The following is a 12,545-nucleotide window of genomic DNA, read 5'->3' on the forward strand; positions in this document are numbered from 1 at the left end:
TTGGGGCTGCTTCGCAGCCCAGCGGGAGCAAGCTCCCTCGCCACACAAGCCCGCTCCCACAGGGGGACTGTGTCGTGATCGAGATCTGTCTTTTCCTCCAGAAGCGCCGCACACCCACAGGTGTGCAGGTGCTCACCGCGTGAGATTGCGTTATGGATGGTATTTTCCTGCAGCAACTGGTCAACGGCCTGACCCTCGGGTCGGTCTACGGCCTGATCGCCATCGGCTACACAATGGTCTATGGCATCATCGGCATGATCAACTTCGCCCACGGCGAGGTTTATATGATTTCCGCTTACCTCGCGGCGATCACCCTGGCCCTGCTTGCCTACTTCGGCATTGAATCCTTCCCGCTGCTCATTCTCGGCACCTTGATCTTCACCGTGGTCGTCACCGGCGTGTACGGTTGGGTCATCGAGCGTGTCGCCTACAAACCGCTGCGCAATTCCACCCGACTCGCGCCGCTGATCAGCGCCATCGGCATCTCGCTGATCCTGCAGAATTACGCACAGATCGCCCAGGGCGCCAAGCAGCAAGGCATTCCCACCCTGTTGGCCGGGGCCTGGCGTGTCGATATCGGCACCGGCTTCGTGCAACTGACGTACACCAAGGTCTTCATCCTGGTCGCCGCCTTCGCTGGCATGGCCCTGCTGACCTACGTGATCAAATACACCAAGCTCGGCCGCATGTGCCGCGCCACCCAGCAAGACCGCAAGATGGCCTCCATCCTCGGCATCAACACCGACCGCGTGATCTCCTACGTGTTTGTCATCGGTGCCGCCATGGCCGCCCTTGCCGGTGTGCTCATCACCCTCAACTACGGCACCTTCGACTTCTATGCCGGCTTCATCATCGGCATCAAGGCGTTTACCGCGGCGGTCCTCGGCGGCATTGGCTCCCTGCCTGGGGCGATGCTCGGCGGGATCATCCTCGGCATCTCCGAGTCACTGTTCGCGGGGTTGATCAACTCTGACTACAAAGACGTGTTCAGTTTCTCCCTGCTGGTGGTGATTCTGATTTTCCGTCCCCAGGGCCTGCTGGGTCGCCCACTCGTGGCTAAGGTGTAAACATGTCTGCTGCCAAACCCATCGATATCAAGAAAAGTGTGGTCGATACGATTCTCGCCGGGCTTATTTCCCTGGTCGTGTTCGGTCCGATCGTCGGCGTCGTCCTCGACGGCTACAGCTTCAACCTGGAACCGGCCCGCGTGGCCACGCTGGTCGCCATCGTCATGGTCGGCCGTTTTGCCCTCAGCCTGTTCCTGCAAACCCCCAAGGGCCTGAAGATCCTGCAAGGCTTCGAGAGCAGCGGCTCCGGCGTGCATGTGCTGGCGCCGGACTACAAGTCGCGGCTGCGCTGGATCATCCCGGCACTGATCGTGATCGCCATCGTGTTCCCGATCTTTGCCAACAAGTACCTGCTCACCGTGGTCATCCTCGGCTTGATCTACGTACTGCTGGGCCTGGGCCTGAACATCGTGGTCGGCCTGGCCGGCTTGCTTGACCTGGGCTACGTGGCGTTCTACGCCATCGGCGCCTATGGCCTGGCCCTGGGTTATCAATACCTCGGCCTCGGCTTCTGGACGGTGCTGCCCTTGGCGGCCATCGCGGCGGCGTTGGCGGGATGCATACTCGGTTTCCCGGTGTTGCGAATGCACGGTGACTACCTGGCCATCGTGACCCTGGGCTTCGGTGAAATCATCCGCCTGGTGCTGAACAACTGGTTGTCGTTTACCGGTGGGCCGAACGGCATGCCGGTGCCATCGCCGACCTTTCTCGGCCTGGAGTTCGGGCGCAAGGCGAAGGAGGGCGGGATTCCGTTCCACGAGTTCTTCGGCATCGATTACAACCCCAACATCAAGTTCATGTTCATCTACATCGTGCTGTTCCTGGTGGTGCTGGCCGTGCTGTACATCAAGCACCGCCTGACCCGCATGCCGGTCGGTCGCGCCTGGGAAGCCTTGCGCGAAGATGAAATCGCCTGCCGTTCCATGGGCCTGAACCACGTGTTGGTCAAACTCTCGGCGTTCACCATCGGTGCCTCCACCGCCGGCCTGGCCGGGGTGTTTTTTGCCAGCTACCAGGGCTTCGTCAACCCGTCGTCGTTCACCTTCTTTGAGTCAGCGCTGATCCTCGCCATTGTGGTGCTGGGCGGCATGGGCTCGACGGTGGGCGTGGTGATCGCGGCGTTCGTGCTGACCGTCGCGCCGGAACTGCTGCGCAGCTTCTCTGAATACCGCGTGCTGCTGTTTGGCGTGCTGATGGTGGTGATGATGATCTGGCGACCGCGCGGGTTGATCCGCATCAGCCGTACCGGTGTGACACCACGCAAGGGGGTAGCGCCATGAGCAAGGAAGTCGTCCTTTCCGTGGAACACCTGATGATGCACTTCGGTGGCATCAAGGCCTTGAGCGACGTGAGCCTCAAGGTCGAACGCAACTCGATCTTCGCCCTGATCGGCCCCAACGGCGCCGGCAAGACCACGGTGTTCAACTGCCTCACCGGCTTTTACAAAGCCAGCGGGGGCAAGATCAACCTCAACGTGCGCGGCAAGCAGACCGACGTGATCCAACTGCTCGGCGAGCGCTTCCAGCCCACCGACTTTGTCTCGCCGAAAAGCTTCCTCAGCCGGGTGTACTACAAGATGTTCGGCGGTACCCACTTGGTGAACCGCGCCGGTTTGGCCCGGACCTTCCAGAACATTCGCCTGTTCAAGGAAATGTCCGTGGTGGAAAACCTGCTGGTGGCCCAGCACATGTGGGTCAACCGCAACATGCTCGCGGGCATTCTCAACACCAAGGGCTACCGCAAGGCCGAAAGCGACGCTCTGGACCACGCCTTCTATTGGCTGGAAGTCGTGGACCTGGTGGACTGCGCCAACCGCCTCGCGGGTGAACTCTCCTACGGCCAGCAACGCCGCCTGGAAATCGCCCGGGCCATGTGCACGCGGCCGCAGATCATCTGCCTGGACGAACCGGCGGCGGGCCTTAACCCCCAGGAAACCGAAGCCCTCAGCGCGATGATTCGCCTGTTGCGCGACGAACACGACCTGACGGTGGTGCTGATTGAACACGACATGGGCATGGTGATGAGTATTTCCGACCACATTGTGGTGCTCGACCACGGCAACGTGATCGCCGAAGGCGGCCCGGACGCGATCCGCAATGACCCGAAAGTGATTGCCGCCTACCTCGGCGCTGACGAAGAGGAGCTGGTATGAGTGCACCTATCCTCGAAATGAAGGACCTGGACGTGTTCTACGGCCCGATCCAGGCCCTGAAAAAAGTCTCGCTGCACATCAACGAAGGCGAAACCGTGAGCCTGATCGGCTCCAACGGCGCGGGCAAATCCACGCTGCTGATGTCGATCTTCGGCCAGCCACGGGCCGAGTCGGGGCAGATTCTTTACAACGGCGTCGACATTACCCACAAGTCGTCCCACTACATCGCCTCCAACGGCATCGCGCAGTCGCCGGAAGGGCGGCGGGTGTTCCCCGACATGACCGTCGAGGAAAACCTGCTGATGGGCACCATCCCGATTGGCGACAAGTTCGCCAGCCAGGACATGCAGCGCATGTTCGAGCTGTTCCCACGGCTCAAGGAACGGCGTAACCAGCGGGCCATGACCATGTCCGGTGGCGAGCAGCAAATGCTCGCCATCGCCCGCGCACTGATGAGCCGGCCCAAGCTGTTGCTGCTGGACGAACCGAGCCTGGGCCTGGCGCCGATTGTGGTGAAGCAGATCTTTTCGACCTTGCGCGAATTGGCGGCTACCGGGATGACCATCTTCCTGGTGGAGCAGAACGCCAACCATGCGCTGCGCTTGTCGGATCGGGCGTATGTGATGGTCAACGGCGAGATTCGCCTCACCGGCACGGGTAAAGAGTTGCTGGTCAACGAGGAAGTGCGCAACGCCTACCTTGGCGGGCACTGACCTAAAGCTTGACGCAAACCCCCTGTGGGAGCTGGCTTTATGTGGGAGCCAGCTCCCACAAAGAGCAGCTCCCACATTTGTATTTGTAGTGTCCACAGCGCCGATACCAAATTGTGGAAAACAAATCCAGCCACCCTCCAAAGCGCGACATATAGCCGCCGCAAATCCCTGTTTTGTCACAGTTTTGACTTGTCCCCATCCACTGTGGAACCGGCTGTGGGTAACGTGGTAGTACTCTGCTGAAAGCCTTTAAACACGGGGCTTACAGCGCACTGATCGTTTTTTGATCAGGGGTTTTTTCGCGACCGACCAAGGGCTTTGTCAACCTGTTTAAAGACACAGGTATATGACCGATTTATGTCCACTCAGCCTGTGGATAAGTCTGTGACTAAACTCTGGAAAGACCTCCGCAGAGGCCGGAATGACTGGCCTGGAGCCATCGTTGCGATTTTCTCCCTGTCGATGGGCCTACATACGGCCCTGCCAAGGTCAAGCAAAAAACTTTCTAAAATCGCCTGCAAGCCCCGCATACAGCGGCCTGAGGTATTTTGCACTTGCCCCCAAAGACTGTGGGCGCAGTTGTGGATAACCTGCGCGCACATGGCTGCAAGCCACGTTCTGTAAGGCTTTGCGAGATGTGGTTAAAAACTGATCAGTTGCACATGGAGTTCTGCGCATAGCGGTTGCCGCAACCGCGTCGTACGGGCATTCTGCTGGCTGATTTTTTCCCGATGCCCGCAAGGAGAACACCATGTCCAACACGCTATTTATTACTGGCGCAACCTCAGGTTTCGGCGAAGCCTGCGCCCGTCGTTTTGCCGAAGCCGGCTGGAAACTGGTGCTCACCGGTCGTCGTGCCGAGCGCTTGAATGCGCTGGTCGAAGAGCTTTCCAAGCAGACCGAAGTGCACGGCCTGGTGGTGGACGTGCGTGACCGCAAGGGCATGGAAGACGCAATCGCCAACCTGCCGCCATCGTTCGCGAAGCTGCGCGGGCTGATCAACAACGCGGGCCTGGCCGTGGGCACCGACCCTGCGCCCAAGTGCAGCCTCGACGATTGGGAAACCATGGTCGATACCAACATCAAGGGCCTGTTGACCACCACCAGCCTGCTGTTGCCGCGCCTGATCGCCCACGGCCGTGGCGCCGGGATCATCAACCTGGGTTCCATTGCCGGCAACTATCCGTATCCGGGCAGTCATGTGTATGGCGGTTCCAAGGCGTTCGTGAAGCAGTTCTCGCTGAACCTGCGTTGCGACCTGCAAGGCACCGGCGTACGGGTGACCAACATCGAACCGGGCCTGTGTGAGAGCGAGTTCTCGCTGGTGCGCTTTGGCGGCGACCAGGCGCGTTATGACGCCACCTATGCCGGTGCCGAGCCGATCCAGCCGCAGGACATTGCCGACACGATCTTCTGGGTCATGAACACACCGGCGCATGTGAACATCAACCGTCTGGAACTGATGCCGGTGAGCCAGACCTGGGCTGGGTTTGCGATTGAGCGTGGCGCTAAAGCTTAAGAGAGATCGCTCCTGTGGCGAGGGAGCTTGCTCCCGCTGGGGCGCGAAGCGGCCCTAAGATTTTGGGGTCGCTGCGCAGCCCAGCGGGAGCAAGCTCCCTCGCCACAATCGGTCAAAACAGGCCATAAGGTACACTCCCCTCCTGAAAACCCCACCGCACCCAGCGGTTTCAAGGTTTTGACAGGAGGAAATGTGAGTAACCGAGGTGAGCAGGCACTGCTCAAACAATCGACTATCCTGATGTTCGCAGTCGCGATCGCCGGGATTGTCACGGGTGTGATATCCGGCGCCCAATCCATTCTGTTCGACGGCTTTTTCTCGCTGATCGCCACCGCCATCAAGGTGTTGATGCTGATCACGGCCAAGCTGATTGCCAAGAAAAGCAACGAGCGCTTCCAGTTCGGCTACTGGCACCTGGAGCCGATGGTGCTGTTGATCGAAGGCAGCTTCCTGCTGCTGATCGCCATCTATGCGTTCCTCAACGGCGTGTTCGGCATTATCAATGGCGGGCGCGAGATCGAGTTGGGGCTGGTGATTATTTATGCGGCGGTGTTTACCGTCGTCGAATTTGCCTACTTCTTCTACGTGCGTTATCGCAATCGCACGCTCAAGTCCTCGCTGATCCAGTTCGACAACATCAGCTGGCTGGTGGACGCGATGCTATCGATCGGCTTGCTGATCAGCTTCCTCGCCGCGCTGTTGCTCAAGTCCCAGGGCTATGGCGAGTGGGCGGTGTATGTCGACCCATTGATCCTGATCCTGCTGGCCCTGAGCATGCTGGCGCCGGCGTTCAAGATCCTGCGCCCGGCGTTGCGCGAGGTGCTGGGGATTGCCCCGGACCAGTTGGACGACAAGGTGCGTGAAGTGATGGACGCGGCCCAGGCCAAACACGGTTTCGACGACTACGTGTCCTACGTGCAAAAGCACGGGCGGGCGCGGTTTATCGAGATTCATGTGGTGTTGCCGGCGGATTACCCGGTGGATAACGTCGCGACCCTGGATGGACTGCGTGAAGAGATATCCACAGGGCTGGGCAAAGCGGATGCGGCGCGGTGGTTGACCATCAGTTTTACGGGGGATCGCAAGTGGATTGCGTGATCGGCGGTTAGACCGAGTTGAGGCTATCGCAGGCAAGCCAGCTCCCACAGTTTGATTTGTGAATACATTCAAATGTGGGAGCTGGCTTGCCTGCGATAGGGCCCTGAAAGTCAGCCCAAATGCTGGATCAACCCCTGATAGCAAGTCGCCAAATGATAAGGCGTAGTAGAAGGCATATCCCACCGACTCACCACACCCTGGGCATCCAGGCATTCATTCCAGCCTTTGCCATGCAAAAAGTGCTGTTGCAGCGCCAGCAACTGGCGCTGCAACACCGCCTCGCTGCCCGGCCGCAAGGTCAGCGCCCGCAGGTATTCCGCCTGCGCCCAGATACGCTGGGTGCCATCGCGCACGCTGCCATCCAGCGCCAACATGCCGCTGACCGCACCGCTCGACTTATCCACACCCATTTGCTCGGCGTAGGCAAAAGCCCGCGTCAGCGAGGCATGCAACGGCGTGCCGCGTAGGACGTCGGAAGATTCCAGCAAAAAGAACCACTCGAACTGGTGCCCCGGCTCAAACCAGTTATCCACAGCGCCCAGCGGTTTCTCCATCATTACGCCGTGCTGGCGGTCGATAAAACGCTGCTGCATGGCCGTCGCCAAGCCCAGCAGTGCCGCTTGTACACCGGCGTCTTCACGCACGGCGAGGGTGGCCAGGAAGCCTTCGGCCAGGTGCATCAACGGGTTTTGCAGCGGGCCGGACTTGAGGGACGACCAGTTGCGCTCCAGCACGGCTTCGAACAGGCCGTCGCCTGTGGTAAAGCGTTCGGCGACCACTGCCAGGGCGGCATTGAGCACCGACTCCACCAACGGCTCGCGCACCTTGGCCCAGTAGTGGGCGCAGGCGAAGATGATGAAGGCGTGGGTGTAGAGGTCTTTGCGCTTGTCCAGCGGCTGGCCGGCCGGGTCGATGCTGTAGAACCAGCCGCCGTGCTCGGCATCGTGGAAGTGCCGTTGCAGGGAGCGGAACAGCGCTGCTGCGCGTTCTTCGGCAAACGCCGCGCCAGGTTCGCCGATCAGGCTGGCGAACAGGTACAACTGCCGGGCACAGGCCATGGCGCGGTAGCGTTGCGGCGGCAATGGCTGATGGTTGGCGTCCAGCGCCTCATAGGGCAACGCCAGCTCGGCATTCCAGCCAGGGCCCTGCCAGAGCGGCACGATCAGGGTGTGGAAGTGCGTGAGCACGGCGTTCAGGGTGGAGCTTGGAGCGGTGGGCATTGGCTGGCGTCGTCACGGCAGGGGTGTAGGCGCGCATGGTAGCAGGCTTGGGTTCTGTGGTGTCTGTGGGACCGCTATCGCAGGCAAGCCAGCTCCCACATTTGATTGGGTTCGCAGATCAAAATGTGGGAGCTGGCTTGCCTGCGATGAGGCCCTGACAGACGCCGCGAATTAGCCCGCGAGCAACCAAACCCCAGTCGCCGCCGAAGCCGCCCCGGCAATCCGCACCAACGGCGCCGCTGCAGCTGGCAGGAAACGCACCACCGCATACCCGGCCGCGTGCAACACAGCAGTCGCCCCGACAAAACCAGCCGCATACGCCCACGGGCTGGACATGTCCGGCAGCTCCAAACCATGGGCCACACCATGGAACAACGCGAACAACGCCGTCGCACCGACCGCCACAAACAGCGGCGGCCGCACCGCCAGCGCCACCGCCAGGCCCAGGGCCAGCACCGACGCGGCTATCCCGCTTTCCATCGCCGGCAACTGCATCCCTTCAAAGCCCAGCACGCCGCCGATCAGCATGGTGCCGACAAACGTACACGGCAGCGCCCAGCGGGCCGTGCCTTTCTGTTGTGCGGCCCACAGGCCGACCGCCACCATCGCCAGCAAATGGTCGATGCCGCCCAACGGGTGGCTGATCCCGGCGATCAAGCCGTTATCGCCATGGCCCGGGTGGGCGAACGCGAGGGCCGGGGCCAGTAGCAGCGCGGCGGCGGTGAAGAGTTTCTTGAGGCTCATGGACAGGTTCCTTATGGGTTGATCAGGCGGCGGTCAGCAGGCCTTGGCGTTCGATAAAGGCGACGATTTCTTCCAGGCCAACCCCGGTTTTCTGGTTGCTGAACACAAAGGGCTTGCCGTTGCGCATGCGCGTGGTATCGCTGTTCATCAGCTCCAGCGAAGCGCCGACCAGCGGCGCCAGGTCGATCTTGTTGATCACCAGCAGGTCGGACTTGCAAATGCCTGGCCCGCCCTTGCGCGGCAGTTTGTCGCCGGCGGACACATCGATCACATAGATGGTCAGGTCCGACAACTCCGGGCTGAAGGTCGCCGAGAGGTTGTCGCCACCGGACTCCACCAGGATCAGGTCCAGGCCGGGGAAGCGGCGGTTGAGTTGGTCGACCGCTTCAAGGTTGATCGACGCGTCTTCGCGGATCGCCGTGTGCGGGCAGCCGCCGGTTTCCACGCCGATGATGCGCTCGGGCGCGAGGGCCTGGTTGCGCACCAGAAAGTCGGCGTCTTCGCGGGTATAGATGTCGTTGGTGACCACGGCCAGGTTGTAGCGGTCGCGCAGGGCGAGGCACAGGGCCAGGGTCAGGGCGGTCTTGCCGGAGCCCACTGGGCCACCGATGCCGACGCGCAAAGGTTGTGTATTCATGGGGTGGTTCTCCTAGGAACGGAACAGGCGGCTGTACTGGCGCTCGTGGGCCATGCACGCCAGGGACAGGCCGAACGCGGCGCTGCCGAAATGGTTGGGGTCGATGCGTGCGGCGTCCTGCTGGGCTTGTTGCAGCAGTGGCAGCAGTTCGCTGGTCAGGTGCTGGGCGGCTTGCTGGCCCAGGGGCAGGGTTTTCATCAACACGGCCAGTTGGTTTTCCAGCCAGCTCCACAGCCAGGCGGCGAGGGCGTCGGCGGGGCTGATGCTCCAGGCGCGGGCGGCCAGGGCCCAGCCCAGGGCGAGGTGGGGTTCGCCGCGTTGTTCAAGAAAACCGCGCGCGGCGTCGTCCAATTCAGGCAAGCCATTGAGCAACTGTTGCAGGGAGTAGCCCATCTGCCGGCTTTCCTGATACAGCTCGCGGGTTTCACGGCTGGCGCGGTGCTCTTCACACAACTTGGCCAGCTGCGCCCAATCCTGTTGCGCAGCGGCGTGGCAATGGGCGAGCAGCAGCGGTGCTTCAAAACGCGCGAGGTTGAGCAGCAACTGATCGCTGATCCAGCGGCGGGCGCTGGCCGCATCACTGACGCGGCCGTTCTCCACGGCCATTTCCAGGCCTTGGGAATAGCTGTAGCCGCCAATCGGCAATTGCGGACTGGCCAGACGCAACAGCGCCCAGGCTGGGTTCATAGACGCACGCCGAACTGGTGCAGCTTGGGCGGGTAGTTGAAAGCTTCGTCGCCATGGCGCGAATGGTGATGGCCACCGCCATAGGCGCCGTGTTCCGGCTGGAATGGTGCTTCAAGGGTTTCGGTGGTGGCGCCCAGTTGATCGAGCATGGCCTTGAGCACGTAGTCATCGAGCAGGCGCAGCCAGCCATCCCCGACTTGCAGTGCGACGTGGCGATTGCCCAAGTGATAGGCCGCGCGGGTCAGTTCAAAGGCGCTGGGGCAGGTGACGTGCAGCAGCTGTTCAGGGCGGGCGCAGACGCGTACGACACGTCCGTCTTCAGCCTGTAGGAATTCGCCATCGTGCAGCGGTGGCTGGCCACGCTCCAAGAACAGGCCGACGTCTTCACCGTCGGCACTGAAACAGCGCAGGCGGCTTTTGCTGCGGGCTTCGAAGTTCAGCAGCAACTCGGCAGCCCAGAGGGCTTGGGGGGCGATTCGGCGGTGGATCACCAGCATCAGAAGGCTTCCAGCAATGAGCGATGCAAGTGCTAGAGCAAGGGCCTTGCCAATCTTGGCGGCGAGTGGGAATCGCCTGTAAGTAGGCGCTGTGGCGCCACTAAATAGGGCGTAGGAAATTTCTAGCGGCGCGCCAAAACGGTGCTCGTCATGTGTCTGTGCACTTGTCTTGAGCGTTTTGGGATTTGTCCTACGTAGCCTGGGGATTATCCGTTCATGGTGCTTCGTGTTGACTCTTTAGGATTCGCGCCGTGTTTAATTCACTGCGACGCTCATCATGTTCAAGTCATTTTTTTGCTTAGTCATTGTCAGCCTGTCATTCGTCATTTCAACGGCTTCGGCCAATCTACAACCGCGCCCGACCTTCGCTCCGGTCACTATCAACAACGTGGTTGACCGTGCCCATGAACTGCTGGGCACGCCCTACAAGTGGGGCGGCACCTCGGTGCAGCAAGGCTTCGATTGCAGCAGTTTCCTGGTCTATCTGTTCAAGACCGAAGCGAATATCCAGATCCCGCGCACCACGGCGGCGATGCACCGTTCGACGGCTGCGACCATCCCGCGCAATGCACTCAAGCCGGGCGATGCGGTGTTTTTCAAAGCCAACGGGCGCGGGCAGGTCAGCCATGTGGGCCTTTATATCGGTGAGGGCAAATTCATCCACTCGCCACGCACGGGCAAGAGCATCCGTATCGACTCGCTGAGCAACAACTACTGGAATAAAAACTACACGACGGCCAAGCGTTTCCACTCGGCGGGTTGATCGTCTTATTCGGTACTGCCCAGGCCTTGCCAGTGCTTCAAGCCGATAAAGATAAAGCGCAATTGCTGGGTGATTTTCGCCTGGGGCGTGAGGTGGGCCGGCAGGGCCTGGGCGGGTGGGTCGATGATGTCGGGCAGGGTGGCGAACACACTTTTGACGATCAGGTCGGCCATCACATGCAGGCCTTCGCCGTCCAGGTGTTGCAGCTTGGGCATCAGCGTGAGGTCGGCCGCTAGGTCGCGGGTGATGTCTTCGCGCAAGGCGCCGATGGCTTGGCGTACGGCCAGGCAACCACCGTATTGTTCGCGGGCGAGGAACAGGAATTGCGAACGGTTGGCCGACACCACATCGAGAAAGATGCGCACGGACGCGTCGATAATGCCGCCCATCACGAATTCGTTGTGGCGCACCAGGCGAATGGTGGCGCGGAAGGTCTGGCCGACCTCGCTGACCAGCACGAGCCCAAGCTGGTCCATGTCGGCAAAGTGGCGATAGAAACCGGTGGGCACAATGCCGGCCGTCTTGGCCACTTCGCGCAGGCTCAGGCTGCCAAACCCACGGCCACACTCCATCAGATGGCGGGCTGCGTCCATCAGGGCGAGGCGGGTCTGTTGCTTCTGTTCGGCGCGGGGCAGCATGGGCGGGGGCTTTGTCGGCAAGTTCAGCGACGCACTCTAGCAAAACAGCTTCATCGGCGTCGAACTTGCGCGGGGTGATGCGTGACGCGGTCTACAGCAAAGCAAAAGCCCGATCGGCGGATCGGGCTTTTTTGTGGGCCACCACAGGCTTAGCTCTGGGCTTCGTGCAGTTCTTTCAGGCGATCAGCGCCGCCTTCAGCAACACCTTCAGTGTAAGCGCGCTTGTTGGCTTGCTCGGAGCCGCCTTCGACCAGGCCTTTCTGTTCCAGGCGATCACGGCCACCTTCAGCAACACCTTCGGTGTAGGCACGTTTGCTGGCTTGCTCGGCGCCACCTTCAACCAGGCCTTTCTCTTCCAGGCGGTTGCGGCCGTTTTCAGCGACAGCGCCTTTGGCGTAGTCACGGTTTTCTTCTTCTTGCGAACCGCTGCGCGCCAGGGTTTGGCTGGACTGCACGGCTTGGGCTTTGTTCTGTGGGGTCGCTTGTTCGGCGGCTGGCAAGGCAAAAGCGCTGGAAGCCAGGACGGACAACAGGACGGTAGCGAGTACTTGGCGTTTCATGATGGGTTGCTCCTTGGGAGGGCGATAAAGTGGGTACAGGGCTAATGCTACTCTCGATAAGTCGATATAAAAGTTCATAAATACAATGGTAATAATCAACAGAATTGATTGTTCCCGGCAGAGGCTCTAACTCGCACCTCTCAAGCCCGCGGTTTTGCACCGGGGTGGGTATTTTCGACACGAAGGTGGGTAACAATGGTGCGCCATTGATGATTGATTCTGTCTGCTTGATCAGGAAAATGGCTTTTTG

At 60.8% G+C, this 12,545-nt stretch carries 14 protein-coding genes; 7 read left to right on the forward strand and 7 right to left on the reverse strand.

What is annotated here, in order from left to right; translation table 11 throughout:
• The first annotated feature begins 152 nt into the window (after positions 1 to 152).
• The 6 genes from ACU688_RS25965 (at position 153) to ACU688_RS25990 (ending at position 6,549) form a co-directional block, all read left to right on the forward strand.
• The gene (locus ACU688_RS25965; protein ID WP_017737486.1) at positions 153 to 1,067 is read left to right on the forward strand and encodes an ABC transporter permease subunit; all 915 of its coding nucleotides are present in this window, start codon (positions 153 to 155) and stop codon (positions 1,065 to 1,067) included.
• Between the two features lie 2 nt (positions 1,068 to 1,069).
• Positions 1,070 to 2,347 carry a high-affinity branched-chain amino acid ABC transporter permease LivM gene (gene livM / locus ACU688_RS25970; RefSeq protein ID WP_017737487.1) on the forward strand — a complete coding sequence of 426 codons (1,278 nt, stop codon included), beginning with the start codon at positions 1,070 to 1,072 and terminating at the stop codon, positions 2,345 to 2,347.
• Positions 2,344 to 3,219: an ABC transporter ATP-binding protein gene (locus ACU688_RS25975; RefSeq protein WP_124525577.1), complete on the forward strand. Its 876-nt coding sequence runs from the start codon at positions 2,344 to 2,346 to the stop codon at positions 3,217 to 3,219. The genes livM and ACU688_RS25975 overlap by 4 nt, the downstream gene beginning before the upstream one ends.
• A complete protein-coding gene (locus ACU688_RS25980) occupies positions 3,216 to 3,932 on the forward strand; it encodes an ABC transporter ATP-binding protein (RefSeq protein ID WP_448186932.1) in 717 nt (238 codons plus the stop codon). Before ACU688_RS25975 ends, ACU688_RS25980 begins: the two co-directional genes overlap by 4 nt.
• Positions 3,933 to 4,683: 751 nt before the next feature.
• The gene (locus tag ACU688_RS25985; protein ID WP_448186933.1) at positions 4,684 to 5,451 is read left to right on the forward strand and encodes an SDR family oxidoreductase; all 768 of its coding nucleotides are present in this window, start codon (positions 4,684 to 4,686) and stop codon (positions 5,449 to 5,451) included.
• A 192-nt stretch (positions 5,452 to 5,643) separates the two neighbouring features.
• A complete protein-coding gene (locus ACU688_RS25990; RefSeq protein ID WP_124525581.1) occupies positions 5,644 to 6,549 on the forward strand; it encodes a cation diffusion facilitator family transporter in 906 nt (301 codons plus the stop codon).
• Between the two features lie 110 nt (positions 6,550 to 6,659).
• On the opposite strand, the gene ACU688_RS25995 is transcribed toward ACU688_RS25990, so the two are convergent.
• The 5 genes from ACU688_RS25995 to ureE all read right to left on the reverse strand — a co-directional run bounded on the left by ACU688_RS25995 (position 6,660) and on the right by ureE (position 10,334).
• Entirely contained in the window at positions 6,660 to 7,769 is a 1,110-nt protein-coding gene (locus tag ACU688_RS25995; RefSeq protein WP_448186934.1) for an AGE family epimerase/isomerase, read from the reverse strand.
• 171 nt (positions 7,770 to 7,940) lie between these two features.
• A complete protein-coding gene (locus ACU688_RS26000) occupies positions 7,941 to 8,513 on the reverse strand; it encodes a HupE/UreJ family protein (protein ID WP_448186935.1) in 573 nt (190 codons plus the stop codon).
• A 22-nt stretch (positions 8,514 to 8,535) separates the two neighbouring features.
• Positions 8,536 to 9,150 carry an urease accessory protein UreG gene (gene ureG / locus ACU688_RS26005; RefSeq protein WP_017737493.1) on the reverse strand — a complete coding sequence of 205 codons (615 nt, stop codon included), beginning with the start codon at positions 9,148 to 9,150 and terminating at the stop codon, positions 8,536 to 8,538.
• A gap of 12 nt (positions 9,151 to 9,162) precedes the next feature.
• Positions 9,163 to 9,837 carry an urease accessory protein UreF gene (locus ACU688_RS26010; RefSeq protein WP_448186936.1) on the reverse strand — a complete coding sequence of 225 codons (675 nt, stop codon included), beginning with the start codon at positions 9,835 to 9,837 and terminating at the stop codon, positions 9,163 to 9,165.
• Positions 9,834 to 10,334, reverse strand: coding sequence for an urease accessory protein UreE (gene ureE, locus ACU688_RS26015; protein ID WP_448186937.1), 501 nt, complete (start codon positions 10,332 to 10,334; stop codon positions 9,834 to 9,836). The genes ACU688_RS26010 and ureE overlap by 4 nt, the downstream gene beginning before the upstream one ends.
• A 277-nt stretch (positions 10,335 to 10,611) precedes the next feature.
• Between ureE and ACU688_RS26020 the strand changes: the two genes are divergently transcribed.
• Positions 10,612 to 11,097 carry a C40 family peptidase gene (locus ACU688_RS26020; protein ID WP_448186938.1) on the forward strand — a complete coding sequence of 162 codons (486 nt, stop codon included), beginning with the start codon at positions 10,612 to 10,614 and terminating at the stop codon, positions 11,095 to 11,097.
• 5 nt (positions 11,098 to 11,102) lie between these two features.
• Here the strand turns inward: ACU688_RS26020 and ACU688_RS26025 are convergent, their stop codons facing one another.
• The gene (locus ACU688_RS26025) at positions 11,103 to 11,735 is read right to left on the reverse strand and encodes a TetR family transcriptional regulator (RefSeq protein ID WP_017737497.1); all 633 of its coding nucleotides are present in this window, start codon (positions 11,733 to 11,735) and stop codon (positions 11,103 to 11,105) included.
• A gap of 149 nt (positions 11,736 to 11,884) precedes the next feature.
• Positions 11,885 to 12,295, reverse strand: a complete 411-nt coding sequence (locus ACU688_RS26030; RefSeq protein ID WP_448186939.1) for a hypothetical protein — start codon at positions 12,293 to 12,295, stop codon at positions 11,885 to 11,887.
• Positions 12,296 to 12,545 lie beyond the last annotated feature (250 nt).

Source organism: Pseudomonas acericola (SeqCode), from assembly GCF_053456465.1.